Source organism: Umezawaea tangerina (assembly GCF_003002815.1).
Lineage (GTDB): Bacteria > Actinomycetota > Actinomycetes > Mycobacteriales > Pseudonocardiaceae > Umezawaea > Umezawaea tangerina.
Window position 1 is genome coordinate 167,655 of sequence record NZ_PVTF01000006.1, and the last position, 16,879, is coordinate 184,533.

General features: G+C 73.8%; 13 protein-coding genes. 7 read left to right on the forward strand and 6 right to left on the reverse strand.

Features of this window, described 5'->3' with window-relative positions; genetic code table 11:
• Positions 1-70: 70 nt before the first annotated feature.
• The gene (locus CLV43_RS21100; RefSeq protein ID WP_106189327.1) at positions 71-1,309 is read right to left on the reverse strand and encodes a serine hydrolase domain-containing protein; all 1,239 of its coding nucleotides are present in this window, start codon (positions 1,307-1,309) and stop codon (positions 71-73) included.
• Positions 1,310-1,596: 287 nt separating this feature from the next.
• Between CLV43_RS21100 and CLV43_RS21105 the strand changes: the two genes are divergently transcribed.
• Together CLV43_RS21105 and CLV43_RS21110 are read left to right on the forward strand one after the other, a co-directional pair.
• On the forward strand, positions 1,597-3,306 hold the full coding sequence (locus CLV43_RS21105) for a glycoside hydrolase family 13 protein (protein WP_211304459.1): 1,710 nt from the start codon (positions 1,597-1,599) through the stop codon (positions 3,304-3,306).
• Positions 3,307-3,346: 40 nt separating this feature from the next.
• Entirely contained in the window at positions 3,347-4,585 is a 1,239-nt protein-coding gene (locus CLV43_RS21110; protein WP_106188973.1) for an FAD-binding protein, read from the forward strand.
• A 9-nt stretch (positions 4,586-4,594) separates the two neighbouring features.
• Here the strand turns inward: CLV43_RS21110 and CLV43_RS21115 are convergent, their stop codons facing one another.
• Positions 4,595-6,001 (reverse strand): pyridoxal phosphate-dependent decarboxylase family protein, encoded by a 1,407-nt coding sequence (locus CLV43_RS21115; RefSeq protein WP_170155940.1) that lies wholly within the window; start codon positions 5,999-6,001, stop codon positions 4,595-4,597.
• A gap of 80 nt (positions 6,002-6,081) precedes the next feature.
• On the opposite strand from CLV43_RS21115, the gene CLV43_RS21120 reads away from it, so the two are divergent.
• Together CLV43_RS21120 and CLV43_RS21125 are read left to right on the forward strand one after the other, a co-directional pair.
• Positions 6,082-6,525: an Lrp/AsnC family transcriptional regulator gene (locus CLV43_RS21120; protein WP_106188975.1), complete on the forward strand. Its 444-nt coding sequence runs from the start codon at positions 6,082-6,084 to the stop codon at positions 6,523-6,525.
• A gap of 75 nt (positions 6,526-6,600) precedes the next feature.
• Positions 6,601-7,239 (forward strand): HAD-IA family hydrolase, encoded by a 639-nt coding sequence (locus CLV43_RS21125; RefSeq protein WP_106188976.1) that lies wholly within the window; start codon positions 6,601-6,603, stop codon positions 7,237-7,239.
• A gap of 32 nt (positions 7,240-7,271) precedes the next feature.
• Here the strand turns inward: CLV43_RS21125 and CLV43_RS21130 are convergent, their stop codons facing one another.
• The 4 genes from CLV43_RS21130 to CLV43_RS21145 form a co-directional block, all read right to left on the reverse strand.
• A complete protein-coding gene (locus tag CLV43_RS21130; protein ID WP_106188977.1) occupies positions 7,272-8,483 on the reverse strand; it encodes a hypothetical protein in 1,212 nt (403 codons plus the stop codon).
• Positions 8,480-11,401 (reverse strand): DEAD/DEAH box helicase, encoded by a 2,922-nt coding sequence (locus CLV43_RS21135; protein ID WP_146174838.1) that lies wholly within the window; start codon positions 11,399-11,401, stop codon positions 8,480-8,482. Before CLV43_RS21135 ends, CLV43_RS21130 begins: the two co-directional genes overlap by 4 nt.
• Positions 11,389-12,381, reverse strand: coding sequence for a protein kinase family protein (locus CLV43_RS21140; protein WP_106188979.1), 993 nt, complete (start codon positions 12,379-12,381; stop codon positions 11,389-11,391). The genes CLV43_RS21135 and CLV43_RS21140 overlap by 13 nt, the downstream gene beginning before the upstream one ends.
• A gap of 83 nt (positions 12,382-12,464) precedes the next feature.
• Positions 12,465-12,854: an STAS domain-containing protein gene (locus tag CLV43_RS21145; RefSeq protein ID WP_106188980.1), complete on the reverse strand. Its 390-nt coding sequence runs from the start codon at positions 12,852-12,854 to the stop codon at positions 12,465-12,467.
• 691 nt (positions 12,855-13,545) lie between these two features.
• Between CLV43_RS21145 and CLV43_RS21150 the strand changes: the two genes are divergently transcribed.
• The 3 genes from CLV43_RS21150 to CLV43_RS21160 all read left to right on the forward strand — a co-directional run bounded on the left by CLV43_RS21150 (position 13,546) and on the right by CLV43_RS21160 (position 16,815).
• Positions 13,546-15,651 (forward strand): amino acid adenylation domain-containing protein, encoded by a 2,106-nt coding sequence (locus CLV43_RS21150; protein WP_106188981.1) that lies wholly within the window; start codon positions 13,546-13,548, stop codon positions 15,649-15,651.
• Entirely contained in the window at positions 15,648-15,851 is a 204-nt protein-coding gene (locus tag CLV43_RS21155) for an MbtH family protein (RefSeq protein ID WP_106188982.1), read from the forward strand. Before CLV43_RS21150 ends, CLV43_RS21155 begins: the two co-directional genes overlap by 4 nt.
• A gap of 184 nt (positions 15,852-16,035) precedes the next feature.
• Positions 16,036-16,815 carry an alpha/beta fold hydrolase gene (locus CLV43_RS21160; RefSeq protein ID WP_106188983.1) on the forward strand — a complete coding sequence of 260 codons (780 nt, stop codon included), beginning with the start codon at positions 16,036-16,038 and terminating at the stop codon, positions 16,813-16,815.
• The last annotated feature ends 64 nt before the right edge of the window (positions 16,816-16,879 follow it).

Consider the following 16,879-nt stretch of genomic DNA (forward strand, 5'->3'; position numbering starts at 1 on the left):
CCACCCGTCGTGGTGAAGGGTCCTCCCCGGTGGGACGGGGACATCGTCCACAGAGGACACCAGTGCTGGGTCAGTACCGCCCGGTGACGGCCTGCGCCTCCTGCTGGAGGATCTTCTGCAACGGCGCGTCGTCGCTGTTGCTCAGGACGACGCCGACCCAGTCGGTGTGCGGGTAGACGTTCCAGCTGGCGCCGCTGCCGGGGTTGACGCCCGCGCGCCCCCACAGCCACTGGCCCCCGACGATCGCGACCGCCATCAGGTAGGCGCCGAACGAGGTGTCGACCGAGGTGGCCAAGGAGGCGGCCCGGCCGCCTTCGGGCTGCGGACCGTGGGGGACCTTGGCCGCGGTCAGCACTTCGCCGTAGGGGCGCTCCAGCACCGTGCCGTCGTGGATCGCGCGCGCGAACCTGACCAGGTCCGGCGCGGTGGCGAAGCCGTCGTAGTCGATGAAGGCCCGGCCGGGGTTCTTGTCCAGCTCGTAGGGGAACGGGCTGCCCTGGTCCAGGTTGCGCACGGCGTCCACCTGGCCGCCGTCGGCCACCGTCATGTACGAGTGCGCGATGTGCTCGTCGGTGAGCCACTGCGGCCTGGTGTAGAACGCCGAGCCGGTCATGCCCGCGCGCCGGAAGACGTTCTCCTCCACGTAGTCCCAGTAGGTCATGCCGGTGACGGCCTCGACGATCTGGACGGGGATGGCGAAGTTCGCGCCGGAGTGGCCGTCGGTACCGGTGCCGGGAGCGGCGACGAGCTCGGCCTGCCGGGTCCACCGCTCGTGGTGCTCGCGCACCTCGTCCCGGCTGGTGAAGACGCGGTGCGGGTCCTGCTCCGGGGTCCGCAACCCGGAGGTGTCGGTGAGCATGTGGTGGACGGTCACCTGGTCGGCGATCTCGGGGGCGAAGCCCGTCAGGTGCGCGCCCACCGTGTCCGTCAGCTTCAGCCTGCCCTCCTGCACGAGCCGCAGGACGGCCACCGCGCAGAACGGCTTGGCCGCCGAGCTGAGGCTGACCGCGATCCCCTCGTGGTTGCGGATCCCCTTCTCCCGGTCGGCCATGCCGTAGCTGCGGGACAGCACCGTGCGCCCGCGGTGCGACAGCAGCACCACCCCGGAGAACCTGCCCTCGGCGGCCAGCCGTGCCACGTACCGGTCGTAGGCGCCACCTGGCAACGTGTCCGGCGGCGGGCCCGCCGGTTCCGCGTGGCCGGTACCGGTGCCCACCAGCGGCATCCAGGTCGCCGCACCGACCGCCGCCAACCCGCCCCACCCGAGCAGCCGCCGCCTGCCGACACCGCCCGCGGAGTCCGACCCCATGGTCACAGCCCCTTCCCGTCGGCGGACCGGCCCGCGCGCCGCCCGGACGGGGACGCGCCGCGGTCCGCACCCCCACCCAAGAGGGGGTGCTGTTGCCGCGGCGTATCCGGATTTCTATACGGCCGCGATACGCCTGGTCACGGTGCGTGAGTGGCCGCCTGGTGCGGGGTGGCGGGGAGGGCGACCTGGCGGCGGGCACAAGTCGACTTGTCGAGCGAGTCGACACTCAGGTGTTCGACCACGGCCCCGGCAGGGCATCCTGATCACCAACCCACAGGAGGATGCCGATGACCGACCAGCCGAACGCCCCTTGGTGGACCTCAGCCGTCGTCTACCAGGTGTACCCGCGCAGCTTCGCGGACTCCACGGGAGACGGGATCGGCGACCTCGTCGGCATCACGTCGCACCTGGACCACCTGCGGCGGCTCGGGGTGGACGTGGTCTGGCTGTCGCCGATCTACCTGTCGCCGCAGGCCGACAACGGGTACGACATCTCCGACTACCAGGCCGTCGACCCGGTGTTCGGCACGCTGGAGGACTTCGACCGGCTGCTCGCCGAGACGCACGCGCGCGGCATGCGGCTCGTCATGGACCTGGTGGTCAACCACAGCTCCGACGAGCACCCGTGGTTCGTGGAGTCGCGCTCCTCCAAGGACAACCCCAAGCGCGACTGGTACTGGTGGCGGCCCGCGCGCGAGCCGTTCGCCGCGGGCGAGCCGGGCGCGGAGCCGACCAACTGGGAGTCGTTCTTCTCCGGTCCGTCGTGGACGCTCGACGAGACCACCGGCGAGTACTACCTACACCTGTTCGACCGCAAGCAGCCGGACCTCAACTGGGAGAACCCCGAGGTGCGCGCGGCCGTGCACGAGATGATGCGGTGGTGGCTGGACCGCGGGGTCGACGGCTTCCGGATGGACGTCATCAACCTGATCTCCAAGGACCCCGCGCTGCCCGACGGCGCCACCACGGGAGCGGGCGGCCTCGGCAACGGCTTCCCGCACTACGCCACCGGCCCGCGCGTGCACGAGTTCATCCAGGAGATGCGCCGCGAGGTGTTCGACGGCCGCGAGGGGGCCTTCCTGACCGTCGGCGAGATGCCCGGCGTGACCTGGGAGGACGCCCGGCTGTTCACCGATCCGGCCCGCGGTGAGCTGGACATGGTGTTCCAGTTCGAGCACGTCTCCCTCGACCACGGCCCCGGCGGCAAGTTCGACCCCAAGCCGCTGGACCTGCGCGACCTGAAGGCGTCGCTGGGGCGGTGGCAGACCGCGCTCGCCGACACCGGGTGGAACAGCCTCTACTGGAACAACCACGACCAGCCGCGGGTGGTCTCCCGGTTCGGCGACGACGACCGGTGGTGGCGCGAGTCGGCGACCGCGCTGGCCACGGTGCTGCACCTGCACCGCGGCACGCCCTACGTCTACCAGGGCGAGGAGCTGGGCATGACCAACGCCCCGTTCGCCACCGTGGACGACCTGCGCGACGTCGAGTCCCTCAACCACTACCGCGCGAGCGTCGAGGCCGGTCAGGACCCCGGCGAGGTGCTGAAGGCGCTGCGCGCGATGGGCCGCGACAACGCCCGCACGCCGATGCAGTGGGACGCCTCGGCCAACGCCGGGTTCGGCGACGGCACGCCGTGGCTCGCGGTGAACCCGAACCACGAGTGGCTCAACGCCGCCGCCCAGTACGACGACCCGCGCTCGGTGTTCCACCACTACCGGGCGCTGATCGAGCTCCGGCACACCCTCCCCGTGGTGGCCGTCGGCGACTTCACGATGCTGCTGGCCGACCACCCGCACGTGTACGCCTACGAGCGGTCGCTCGACGGCACCCGGCTGCTGGTCGTGGCGAACCTGCACGGCACGGAGCAGACCTGCGAGGTCGATCCGGTGTGGGACGACGCCGACGTCGTGCTGACCAACTCCGAGCAGGGCAGGATCGAGGGGGGTCGGGTGGCGCTGCGTCCGTGGGAGGCGTTCGTCCGCCGGCTCTCCTGACACGATGGGTGTCACAGCGGACCGACGGAGGGGCAGTGCGATGCCGAAGAACTGGGCTGGCAACGTCGTGTTCTCCACCGGGCACCTGGAGGCGCCGACCTCCGCGGGCGGCCTGCGCGACCTGGTCGCCGGGGCCGACCGGGTCCACGTGCTCGGCGCCGGGCACTCGTTCAGCCGGATCGCCGACACGACCGGCACGCTGGTCACGTTGCGGGACATGCCGGACGTGTTCGACGTGGACACGAGCGCGGGCACGGTCCGCGTCGGCGCGGGCGTGCGGCTGGCCGAGCTGGCGGCCCGGCTGCACGAGCGCGGGCTGGCGCTGCACAACATGCCCTCGCTGCCGCACATCACGGTCGCGGGCACCATCACCACGGCGACCCACGGGTCCGGCGACACCAACCCCTCCCTGGCCAGCGCCGTCCGCTCGGTCGACCTCGTCACCGCCGACGGCTCGACGCTCACCCTCGCCGAGGGAGACGACCGCCTGGACGGGGCGGTCGTCTCCTTCGGCGCGCTCGGCGTCATGACCGCCGTGGAGCTCGCCGTCGTGCCCGCGTTCGAGGTCGAGCAGCGGGTCCACGAAGGACTCGCCTGGTCGGTGCTGTTCGACCACTCCGCCGAGCTGTTCGCCCAGGCGTACAGCGTCAGCGTGTTCACCGACTGGCAGGGCAGCTGCTCGGCGTGGGTCAAGCGCCGCGTCGACGACCACGCCCCGGACCTCGCGTGGGCGGGCACGCACCCGGCGGACGGGCCGCGCCACCCGATCCCCGGCATCTCCGCCGAGCACTGCACCCCGCAGCTCGGTGAGGTGGGGCCGTGGCACGAGCGCCTGCCGCACTTCCGCCCGGAGTTCACCCCGAGCGTCGGCGCCGAGCTCCAGTCGGAGTACATGGTGCCGCGGGCGCACGCCGGTGAGGCGGTGCGGGCGGTGCACGAGCTGGGGTCGGTGATCGGCCCGGTGCTGCAGACCGCCGAGATCCGCACGGTCGCGCCGGACCGGTTCTGGCTCAGCTTCGCCTGCGGCAGGCCCAGTCTGGCGTTCCACTTCACCTGGGTGCCGGACCCGGCCGCCGTCCGGCCGGTGCTGGCCCGCATCGAGGAGGCGCTGGCGCCGTGGGCGGTCCGGCCGCACTGGGGGAAGCTGTACGAGGCGGGCGCGGAGGTGCTGGCGCCGCGGTACGAGCAGTGGTCGGCGTTCGCGGGTCTGCTCACCGACCTCGACCCGGAGGGCAAGTTCCGCAACGAGGCCGTGGACGGGCTGTTCCCGCGACCGTGACCCCGGCCGTCACGGTCCCGCGGCGACGAGCCGGTCGACGAGCAGGTCGACGTCGGCGCGGGTGGTGCGGTAGTTGGTGACGCAGGCCCGCATGGCCGAGCGGCCGCGCACCGCCGCGGGACCGAGCAGGGCGGTGCCCTCGGCGGCCAGGCGGGCCAGCACGGCGCTGTGGTCGGCGACCCCGCGGAAGCCGAAGCAGACGGCGGTCAGCTCGACCGGGGCCAGCAGTTCGAGGGTCGGTTCGGCCTCGATCCGGCGGGCTAGGTGCCGGGCGAGCTCCAGGGTCCCCCCGATGGCGGTGCGGAAGGCGTCCACGCCGAACACCCGCAGGGCGGCCCAGACCTTCAGCGCCTTGAAGTCGCGGGAGAGCTGCGGGCCGTGGTCCATGTAGTCGGTCATCAGCGGGTCGGCGGCGACGGTCAGGTAGGAGGAGCTGAACGCGAACGCCGAGCGCAGCTTGGCGGCGTCGCGGACCAGCAGGCAGCCCGCTTCGAGCGGGGCGAACAGGAGCTTGTGCGGGTCGAGGCTGATCGAGTCGGCGCGGGCGCACCCCGCGAGGAGGTCGCGCTTCTCCTCGCACAGCAGGAAAAGCGCGCCGTACGCGCCGTCCACGTGCAGCCACAGGTCCTCGGCGGCGCACAGGTCGGCGATCGGGTCGAGCGGGTCGACCGAGCCGGTCGTGGTGGTGCCGGAGGTGGCGACGACGCAGAACGGGCGCAGGCCCGCCTCCCGGTCGGCGGCGACCATCGCGGCCAGCGCGTCGACCCGCAGTCGGTAGCGGTCGTCCACGGGGACGTGCCGGACGTGGTCCAGGCCGAGCCCGAGGACCGCCGCCGCCTTGTCGACGCTGCGGTGCGCCTCGGCCGAGGTGTACACGACCAGGGGCGCGGGCTGTCCTTGCAGGCCGACGGACCGGAAGTCCGGCGCGCGGTCGTGCAGGGCGACGGCCAGCCCGGACAGGGTGGCGAGCGAGCCGCCGCCGGTGAGGACCCCGTCCGCTCCGGCCGGGTAGCCGACCACGTCGCCCAGCCAGGTCAGCACCGAGCGCTCGACCACGCTCGCGGCGGGCGAGAGCTGCCAGAAGTTGCAGTTCTGGTTGATGGCCGCGGCGACGGCCTCGGCGTACGGGCCGATGCCGGTGGGCGGGCCCTGGACGTAGGCGAGGAAGCGCGGGTGCGCGACGGTCGTGGAGTTCGGCAGGATCCGGTCGGTGATCTCGTCGAACAGCGCGTCGACGCCGATCCCCTTGGCGGGCATGGGCGTGCGCAGCAGCTCGGTGAGCAGGTCGCGGTCGAGGTCGGGCACGATCGGCGCCTTCCGCAGGCCGCGCTCGTGGTCGTCGAGCAGGGTCAGCAGGCGGTCGCCCGCCCTTCGTCGTTCCTCGGCGTCCAACGCCAGCACGGGGGTGTCGTCCATGGGAGCAACACTAGGGAAGACGATGCGGCACGCGATGCCAAGTTCCACTCCTGAATGTCGTCTGGTTAGCATCTTCTGCCATGGACAAGGTCGATCGCGCAATCATCGCCCACCTGCGCCAGGACGGTCGGTTGACCAACACCGAACTGGCCGACCGGGTGGGCCTGTCACCGTCGCCGTGCCTGCGCCGGGTGCGCGCGCTGGAGCAGGAGGGCGTGATCACCGGGTACCACGCCGAGGTGGACCCGGCCGCGCTCGGCCGCGGGTTCCGGGTGCTGCTGCACATCGACATGGCGGTCCAGGACCGGGCGACGATCGAGGCGTTCGAGGCGGAGGTGGGCTGGATCGACGCGGTGGTCGAGTGCCTGCGCATGTTCGGCCAGCCCGACTACCAGCTGTGGGTGGCGGTGGCCGACCTGGCCGCCTACGAGCAGCTCTACATGGCGACGCTCACCGGGCTGCCCGGTGTGGCGCGCACCAACTCGCAGTTCCCGATGAAGGTCGTGAAGCGGGCCGCGGGCTGAGCGCAACCGGTAGCCGACCGCCTTCTGTGGTCGAATCGACGCGACCCACCACGTCGAACACCTGGGATGCCACCGATGCCCGAGCACACCGACATCGCCTGCCTGGCCGTGCTGTTCGACTGCGACGGGGTGCTGGTGGACTCCACCGCCGACGGTGAGGCCGCGTGGCGCCGGTGGGCGGGCGAGTACGGAGTGGACGAACACCGGGTGCTGGACGGCCTGCACGGCCGCCGCTCCCCCGACACCGTCGCCCTGTTCCTGCCCGAACACCTGCGCGCCGAGGCCCTGGCCCGCATCGAGACGATCGAGATCGCGGGCGCCACCGGCACCAAGCCGATCGCGGGCGCGGCGGACCTGCTCGCGTCGCTCCCGGACAACTGGGCCGTCGTCACGTCCGCGTCCCCGGCGCTGCTGCACGCCCGGATCACCGCGGCCGGGCTGCCGGTCCCGCCGGTCGTCATCACCGGAACCGACGTCGGGCGCGGGAAACCGGCACCCGACGGCTACCTGGAGGCCGCGCGCAGGCTCGGGATCCCGATCACCGAGTGCGTGGTCGTGGAGGACAGCGTCGCGGGCGTCCAGGCGGGACTCGAGGCGAAGGCGCTGCACGTGCTCGGGGTCGGGTCGGGGCACGCCACGTTCCGGGCGGACAGCGTCGTGGAGGACCTGGCGGACGTCACGTGGACCGGCAAGGCCCTCCGCATCCCCGCCTGAGTCCTCTTCGGACGGTCGATTCACCCGTCAGGTCAACGGATCCGGTCGAGCTGGGCGGCGAGCCCCCGACGTCCGGCCGCCTCGGCCCAGCGCCGGACGTCGGGCAGCCCCACCTCGCCGAGGTCGAGCTGCACGGCCATCCGGCGCACCCGGTCCAGCAGCTGGTCGCGGTCGACCCGCGACCGCGCGGCCAGCAGCGCGTCGACCCGGCCGAGCAGCGCCCGGCGCCGGACCCCGACGTCGTCGCACCAGAGCTGGAAGAACCCGTTGCCCTGCACCACGAACGAGCCGACCCGGTGCGACGGCAGCCGGTCGCCGTCGCCGAACGCGGTCGCGGGCAGCCCGACCCGCAGCAGGCCGTTGGGCAGCCGCTCCGGCCGGTGGTCGCCCAGGTCGCGCCTGCGCAGCCACTCCCGCGCGCGGTCCACCACGTCCTGGGGGCGGGCGGAGGACAGCTCGGCGTCCAGCACGGCGAGCACCTCCGGAGTCGCGTCGAGCAGGTCGCCCAGGTCGGGATCGGCCTCCGCCGCGGCCTGGCCGTAGGCCAGCAACCGGATCCGACCGTGCCGGTCCGCGCCGCGCACCACGTGCAGCGGCAGGAACACCAGCTCGGCGGCGTCCAGCTCGCGCAGCCGGTCGATCCGCTCCGGCAGGTTGAACCGGTCCCGCCGGGGGTTCGCGGCCAGCGCGCCGAGCGCGCGGTGGTCGAAGCCGCGGGTGGAGTGCAGGGCGTGGAACCGGGGGCCATCGTCGAGCCCGCCCGCCGGCAGTTCGGCGGCGGGGATCATGGTGACGCGGCGGGTGTCGTAGCAGGGCCTGGGCAGCGGTCGGGAGCCGAACGCGTCGAAGTACAGCTTGCGCCGGTCCTCCCGCGTGACGACGTACCGCTTCCGGTCCTGGACCGACCGCAGCCCGAGGGTGGTCAGCGCCCACCGCCCGTCCGCCGAGCGGGTCACGTGGCCGATCGCGCCCAGCGCCCGCAGCGCGCGGTCCACCAACTCGGACTCCAGCGCGTAGAAGTCCGCCAGCCCGGCCGTGGTCGACAGGCCGCCCTCGGCGATGCCGCGCGCGAGGTACCGGTCGATCAGCTCGTAGTCCTCGGCCTCGGTGACGTCGGCCTGGATCGTGACGCACCAGACCGGCAGCAGCACCCCGAAGATCCTGGTCGGCGTCACCCCGCGGGCGAACGCCGCGTCCTCCAGCACGCGCTGCTCCGGATACGGGAAGAGCCTCGTGCGGGTCACTCGCCCTCCAGGATCGCGTCGACCTCCGCGTACTGCCGGATGTCGCCGTGCCGCGCGACGTGGTCGCGCAGCGCCAGCGCCAGCTCCCGGAACGGCTGGTCGAGCGCGGTGGTCAGGGTGTCCAGGTCGCCGACGAGCACGAGCTGCCGCTTGGCGCGGGTGAACGCGACGTTCGCCCGCCGCAGCTCGGCGAGGAACCCCACCCGCCCGTCGGCGTTGCTGCGGACGGAGCCGTAGAGCACCACGTCGCGTTCGCCGCCCTGGAACGAGTCCACCGAGCCGACGTTGAGCCGCACCTTCCCCGGCTGCCCGACCAGCTCGTCGAGCTCGGCCACGACGGCCGCGACCTGCGCCCGGTACGGCACGATCACCGCCCACTCCCGGCCCTGCCGCTCGTAGTGCGCGGCGAGCCTGGCCAGCAACCGCGCCTCCGCCGGGTTGTCGTAGCCCTTGAGCCCCCGGTCGCGGTCCCGCGCCGGGCGTTCGCGGCGTCGCGACTCGGGCAGCCGCGCGGTGTCCACGAACGCGAACGCGCTCCGGAAGATCCGGTCGTCGTGGTCGCGCACGACGTCGGTGCGCAGGGCACCCCGGTAGAACGTCCGCGAGATGAACTCCGCGACGACCGCGGGCATCCGGCGCTGCACGGTCAGCGGGACCACGTTGGCCGCGGGCAGCTCGTCGACCAGCAGCTCCAACGCGCTGTGCGACAACAGCCCCAGCACGTCCGGGTCGTCGACGTCCTTGCCCCAGGCCGCGACCTCCGAGTCCAGGAACGGCGGCAGCTGCTGGTGGTCGCCGACCAGGACCGCGCGCCGGGCGCGCACCAGCGGCACGAGGACGTCGGCCACGCCGATCTGCCCCGCCTCGTCCACGACCGCCAGGTCGAAGTCCACATCGGACAGTTCCGGCCGGGACGCGGTGCCGATCGAGGTCGCCGCGATGACGTCGGCGTAGCGGACCAGCTCCGGGTGCAGCTGGCCCGTCGCGCCGGACACCTCCGCGTGCCACTCCGACAGCAGCGCGGATCGGCGGCGCAGCAACGGGATCCGCTCCCCCAGCCAGCCCAGCAGCACGCCGAGGTCGGCGTGGGCCTCCTCCGGCGCCACCCCGTCGCGCACCCGCGGCGCGGGCTCCCCGCCACCGACGGCCGCGCGGGCGCTGTGCGCGGCGACCAGCGCGGACGCCAGCGACTCGGCCACCCGGCGGTCGGCCGAGTCGAACCCGGCGCGGGCGGCCCCGACCTCGGGCTCGGCGTCGGTGACCTGCTCCCACAGCTGTCGCGCGGCGGCGAGCTCGGCCTCGGTCGCCGCCTGCTCGGCGTGCAGGACGCGGGTCCGCTCGGCGAGCCGGGCGAGGCGGCGGTGCCACCAGCTCGCGGGCACGCCGATCCGCGCGCCGAGCGCCGTGGTCCACCTGGTCGTGCGAGCCGTGCGCGCGATCCTCCGCGATCGCTTGCGGTGCACGGCGAGCAGCCGGTCGACGGCGTCGAGCACGGGCCCGCCGACGGCCCGGCGGGCGGCGACCAGCAGGTCGTGCGCCCGTGCCCGTTCCCCGAGCGCCGTGCCGACCGACGCGGTCCGGTCGCCGAGCTCGACCGCCCACTTCCCGGCGACCTCCAGGTCCCCGGATCCGCGCAGCGCGACCCCCACCGCGGCGAGGATCCGTTCGCGCAGCTCGCGCGCCTGGGTCTCCAGCAGGTACGGCCTGCCCTCGTCGGTGACCGAGCCCTCGTTGCCCACCCGCACCACGGTCAGGTCGGCGGGCAGCCTGCCGAGCACGTTGTCCACCGCGCGGTTGGTGTGCGCGGTGACGAGCACCCGGCTCGGCGGGCGGGTACCGCCGCCCACCGCGGTGGCGTGGGCGATCCGGCTGATGACACGGGTCTTGCCGGTGCCGGGCGGCCCGAGCACCAGCGCCACGTCCGACACGGCCAGCGCGGTGCGGAACGCGTGCAGCTGGCCGGGGTCCAGACCCTCGGCGTGCTCCGGGGCGGGGACGAGCGGGCGGACCCGGTGCTCGACCAGCGCGTCCAGCAGCCCGGTGTTGCGGGAGAGCCGGTCGCGCAGGACCGCCACGGCCTCGCGCTGCCTGCGGAACACCACCGTGCTCGGCGTGGTCTCCAGCTCGCCGGTCTTCGGCACCCGGTCCCAGTCCACGGGCTGGTCGAACCGGACCGTCACCGAGCGGCCCGAGGTCCTGGTGACCTGGCCGCGCTGCTCGACCTCGCCGCGGACCTGGACGAACGCGTCCTCCTTCGGCGCCTTCCCGCCGACCAGCGCGAACTCGTACACCGCGTGGGCGCCGTGCCTGCGCTCGCCGACCGGGTCGACCGCGCGGTAGGAGAACGGCCGTTCCGCGCGCGCCTCCGCCGTGGTGATCCGCTCGGTGGCGTCCACCACCTGGTCCACCTTGTCCAGGAACAGCCGCTGGGCGTCGGTCAGCTCGGCGGAGGGCCCCCGCGTCCGGACCGACCGCTGCCGGGTGAACAGGCCCCACTCGCCTCCCAGCCGCTCCCACTGCGCGTCGGCGTGGTCGGCCAGCTGGCGGACGTCGCGCACCCGCAGCCACAGCGGCGCGCCGACCACCAGGTACCCCTGCGCCAGCCGGTGGTGGTCGCGCAGCCGCAGCGGGTCGACCCCGGCGAGCGCGTAGCCGCGGCGGGTGCCCCGGAACTCCTTGGTGGGGAACAGGCGCGCGACCCAGGTGGGGCCGTGCACCAGCAGGCTCCAGTCCGAGCCCGCCCTGGACGGCAGGTCGAACGAGACCGGGACCGCGTGCCGCTGCCGGTTCAGGTCCTCGACGAGGTGGTCGACGCTCGCGGGCAGGGTGGGGTGCTCGCGCCTCTTGCGCCGCAGCCGGGCCTCGGCCTCCTCGGAGGCGACCACGTGGACCGGGCGCTGGAGCACTACCGGGCGCAACTCGGTTCCTCCCGGCCGGTCCGGTCGTGCACCGCGCGCAGCCGCTCCCCGAACCAGCGGACGTCCGGACGGGCCGGGGGATCCACCGCGAGGCAGGCGTCGACGGCGGTGGCGAGCGGTTCCGGGACGCCGGGCTCCCACGCGCGCACCGGCAGCGGGGTGCCCGTGGTCGGCGGTCGGCCGGTCAGCAGGAGGTGGACGACCGAGGCGACCTGGTGCACGTCGGTCCACGGGCCGGGGCCGCGGGTGGACCGGCCGCGCTGCTCGGGTGCCTGGTGGTCGCCGGGGTGCTCGCCGACGCGCGCTGGGTGTGCGGCCAGGCCGAGGTCCCGCGGCACCGCGCGGCCGTCGTCGCGGACGATGATCCCGGCGGGTGCCAGGCCGCGGTGGGCGACGCCGAGGTCGTGCCAGGCGCCGAGCGCGTCGCACAGCGCGGCCAGCGCACCGCACCAGCGCAGCGGGTGGTCCGGGGTCTGGTCGACCAGCACGTCGAGGCTGTCGCACGGCCGTCCGGCGCGGTCGCGGGGCCACGAGGTCACCAGCGTGGTCGTGCGGTCGTCGCGGTGGAACTGCACGACCTCCGGCGCGTTCCCGCGGGCCAGCAGGTCGTGTTCGGCGGCCAGCGCCCGTCCGCCCCACCCGTCGTCGCGGTCCTCGACCTGGCGCAGCCACCCGGTCGTGCCGCCGCCGCCCAACGCCGAGACGCGCCCCCGCCTGAAAAGGGTTGCGGCGTCGGCGGAGTACGACTCCTCGACCGCGTGGTCGTGCACCAGGTACTCGCGGTCGCCGACCCGGACCCGCGCGCCCGCGCCGAACGACCGGCGGACGTCGGGCGTGGTGGGCACGACCACGTGCACCGGGGAGGTGTCGTGGTGCACGTGCACGTTGCCCTGGACGGTGCCCGCCTGGAACACGGGGCCGTAGGTCGGGCCGTGCACGGTGTTGACGGAGGAGGCCCGTCCCGGTTCGCCTTGTGCCACGCCACCACTCGCACTCGTCGAAGTGTCCGCAAGGCGGGCCAGCGTAGCTGTCCCGAAAACTGCGGAGTCGCTCCGACCTGCGGTTACCGGCTGACGGCGTCGTCCGGTCGCGCGGTGGCCTCCAGGGCCTCGTCGACGGTCGCGCAGAGGGTCAGGACGCGGTCCACGAGGGTGGACTCCAGCGGCCGCAGCACCGGGCGCCCCTTGGTGACGACGGCCAGCCGGATCCCGTGGCCGTCGGCGCCCTTCTGGGCGTCCACGAGCGCGGAGATGCCCGACGAGCCGAAGAAGGCGACCTCGCCGAGGTCGATGACGACCGCGGGCGGGCCGCTCTCGAGCAGGCGGTCGAACTCCTCGCCGAGCTCGGCGGCCGAGAGCATGTCGACCTCACCGGAGCAGTGCACGACGGGCACGTCCCCGCGGTACTCGGTGGTGATCACGGCGGTGTTCGGCGTGGCCGATCCTTCGGACATCCGAAGCCGACCTCCTTCCCGTGGTCCGCTGTGGACCGGCAGTCGCGCACGGAGCGCAGGGTGCTGACCACCCAACGCTACGCCGTGGCGCGGTCGCGGGCAGGCCGGCGGGGAGCCGGACGGGGTCGACCGGGCCGTCCGACACCTTGCGCGAGCCGACCGGAAGTGCTTCGCGGCGGACGACCGGGAAGGGGCGCGACGAGCGGCATCGCCTCCGGCGGGTGACCTCGACCATGCTGGAAGTAGAACGGGATCAAGGCGGCACCACGGGGAAAACGGGCATGCCGGACCACCGCGCACGGCGCGGAGGGGCTGATCACCAGTTCGTCAACACCCGTTCCCGCGGCACCCCGAAGCGATCAAGGACATGGGTGCGACCCCGACGATGTTGTGCCATAGTCGCAAAGAAGCCGGGGTTCCACCGAACCCGGCGGCACTGGGGCAACTACTGGGGAGTAGCAACCTTTCGCCGTGGCCGTGCCACGTGGACCGCCGTCGTGGGCGCACGCCCCGAAGGCGGTCCTAGGAGAGGATCGTCTATGCACGACAGGACAAGGCCGTCCGCGAACCGACCATCCACAACGGACACCGCCGACCCGCGCGCCACCGCGCTCGGCAGACCGCCGTCGGGCGGTGAACCACACCGGCGCCGCCCGCGGCCCAGCGCCGACAGCCCGGCGGAGGCGTCCCGATGACCGACCTCGTCACGGTGTTCGAGGCGCGGGTCGACGCGGACCCGACCAGGACCGCCGCGGAGTTCGGCCAGTGGACGTGGACCTACGGCGAGCTGGACGCGCGGGCGAACCGGCTGGCCAACCACCTGATCGAGGCCGGGGTGACCCGCGGCGCGTTCGTCGGGATCTGCACCGACCAGCGGTCGGACGAGCTGGTCGCGGCGCTGGCGATCCTCAAGGCGGGCGCGGTGTACGTGCCGCTGGACGTCGACCTCCCCGCCGACCGGCTGGCCTGGATGGTGCGGGACGTCGGCCTCGCCGTCGTGGTGGCGCGCGGCAGGTTCGTCCCGCTGCTGCCCGCGACGGGCACCCCGGTCGTGCGGCTGGACGCGGACGGGGCGCAGATCGCCGCCGCGTCGCCCGCGCGCCCCCGCGGCCAGTCTGCGACGACCCCGGTCTGCCTCACCTACACCTCCGGCCCCACCGGCCTGCCCAAGGGCGTGCCCGCACCCCAGCGCGGTGTCCTGCGACTGGTCGTGGACGCGGGCTACCTGCCCATCTCGCCGGTCGACCGGGTCGCCTTCGCGGCGCACCTGCCGTTCGACTCGGCGCTGTTCGAGCTCTGGGGCGCGCTGCTCAACGGCGCGTGCCTGATCGCGGTGCCCCGCGAGGTGATGGCCTCCCCGCGCGACCTCGCCCGGTTCGTCCGGCGGGCCCGGATCAGCACGATGTTCCTGACCACCGCGCAGTTCACCGAGGTGGTCGGGGCGGACGCGGGCGCGCTGTCGTCGGTCGGGCAGCTGCTGGTCGGCGGCGAGCCGGTCGACCCGGACGTGGCGCGGGCCGCGCTCGCCCACCACGGCGGCACGCTGCTGCACTGCTACGGCCCCACCGAGACCACGGCGTTCGCCGTCGTGCACGAGGTCGACGACGTCCCGCCGGACGCGCGGTCGGTGCCGCTCGGGTCGGCCATCGACGAGACCCCGCTCTACGTGCTGGACGAGCTGATGCTGCCGGTCCCGGACGGCACCGTCGGCGAGCTGTACATCGGCGGCTCCGGGGTGGCGTCCGGGTACTGGCGGCGGCCGAGCCAGACCGCGCTCGCGTTCATGGCGGACCCGTTCGCGGGGCACGGCGCGCGGATGTACCGGACGGGCGACCTCGTCACCAGGCGACCCGACGGCGTGCTGGAGCTCGCGGGCCACAAGGACGGCCGGGGCGGGGTGCGCGGGTTCCGGATCGACCTCGGCGGGCTCGAACCCGTGCCGAACGCGGCGGCGGACCGCGGCGACCACCGGATGACCGCGTACCTGCTGCCCGACGCGCGCGCGACCGAGCCGGAGCCCGCGGTGGAGGCGCGGCGGGCGCTGGTCGACGAGAGCCTGCGCGCCGACGCCCGCGAGCCGAAGATGGACGACTGGCGGCTGAGCACGCTGTCCCTGCTGCACGAGCTGCCGCACGACACCGTGCTGGAGATCGGCTGCGGCGCGGGCGACATGGCGCGCGACCTCGCCGCGGACACCCGCCGCTACGTGGCGACCGACTCCTCCGCCGCCGCGCTGGACCGGCTGCGCGCCAGGATGTCGCAGGACGGGCCGCCGGTCGACCAGCTGGAGCTGGTGGTCGCGACCGCGGACGACCTGTCCCCGGTGGGCCCGACCCCGGTCGACATGGTGCTGCTGGAGTCCGTGGTCCAGCTCTTCCCCGACCTCGACTACCTGCGGCGGGTGCTCGCCGAGGTCACCGGCCGGGTGCGCGACGGCGGGGTCGTCGTGGTCGCCGACGTGCGCAACCTGGCCCTGCTCAAGCACTTCCGCGCCCCGGCGGCGGACGAGCTGGTCGTGCACCCCGCGTGGTTCCGGGCGCTGCCCGGAGCCGTCGACCGGATCGCCCACGTGGAGGTGCGGCACAAGCGCGGCACCGTCGCCGACGAGCTGACCCGCTACCGGTACGACGTGGTGCTGCACGTGGCCCCGACCGTCGCCGCCGAACCGGCGGAGTGGCTGGACTGGGGCGCCGAGGGCGACCCGGCGCGATCGGCCACCCCACCGTCCGGTGTGGACGGACCTGGACCCGACCGGGGTGGCCGTCCGCGGGTGGTGCCGGACAGGGGCGACTCGTGACCGGGCCCCGGCGGTACCTCGTGATCCTCAACGAGGAGGAGCAGTACACGCTCTGGCCCGAGGACGGGACGGTCCCCCAGGGGTGGCAGCCCACCGGGTTCGCGGGCACGCAGGACGAGTGCCTCGCGCACGTCGACGAGGTCTGGACCGACATGCGGCCGCGCTCGCTGCGGCTGCACGTGGACGAGCAGGTCCGGTAGGCCCGGTTAGGGCGTATGTCGAAGTCTCGTTCGATGGGAGTCGCGCCTGAGGTGGTTCCTGGCGGTGCGGCCTGGTGGTCCGCATACCGCTGTTGTATGCGGGCCAGTCGGCCGTGCCCCCAGGAACCACCTCAGGCCCGGCTACCGCGAACACGGACTTCGATACACGCCCTAGGGTTCGTCGGTGCCCTTCGCGCTGACGGACGACGACGTCGACATCCACTACGAGGTCCAGGGCGACGGCCCGCCGCTGGTCCTGCTCGGCGGACAGGCCAACAACCACCACTGGTGGGACGGGGTGCGGCCGGACTTCGCCGCGGCGTTCACCGCGGTCGTGCTCGACTACCGGGGCACCGGCGACAGCGGCAAGCCGGACACGGACTCCTACAGCACCAGGGGGTTCGCCGACGACGTGCTGCGCGTGCTCGACCACCTCGGCGTCGACCGCGCGCACGTGTACGGCACGTCGATGGGCGGCCGGGTCGCGCAGTGGATCGCCGCCGACCACCCCGAGCGGGTCGACCGGCTGGTGCTCGGGTGCACCTCGCCCGGCGAGCCGCACGGGGTCGAGCGGAGCGCGGACGTGCGGCGCTCGCTGGCCCAGGTCGACAGGGCGGCGTCGCGGCGGGCGCTGCTGGAGCTGATGTACACGCCCGCGTGGATCGCCTCCCACGACGGTCCGTTCACCACCCTCGGCGATCCGGACATGCCGCCGCACGCCCGGCGCGGGCACCTGCTGGCCAGCGGCAGGCACAACAGCTGGGACGCGCTGCCGTCGATCGGGGCGCCGACGCTGGTCGTGCACGGGACGGACGACGTGTTCAACCCGACCGCCAACGCCCCCCTGATCGCCGGGCGGATCCCCGGTGCCGAGCTGCACCTGGTGCCCGGTGGGCGGCACGCGTACTTCGAGGAGTTCCGCGAGGTGGCGAGCCCGCTCGTGCTGGAGTTCCTGAGCCGCTGAGATCGGTTGTTGACAGATCCGGCTAATGCCATTAGCTTTTGGGCTACAGACATTAGCCAGCGAG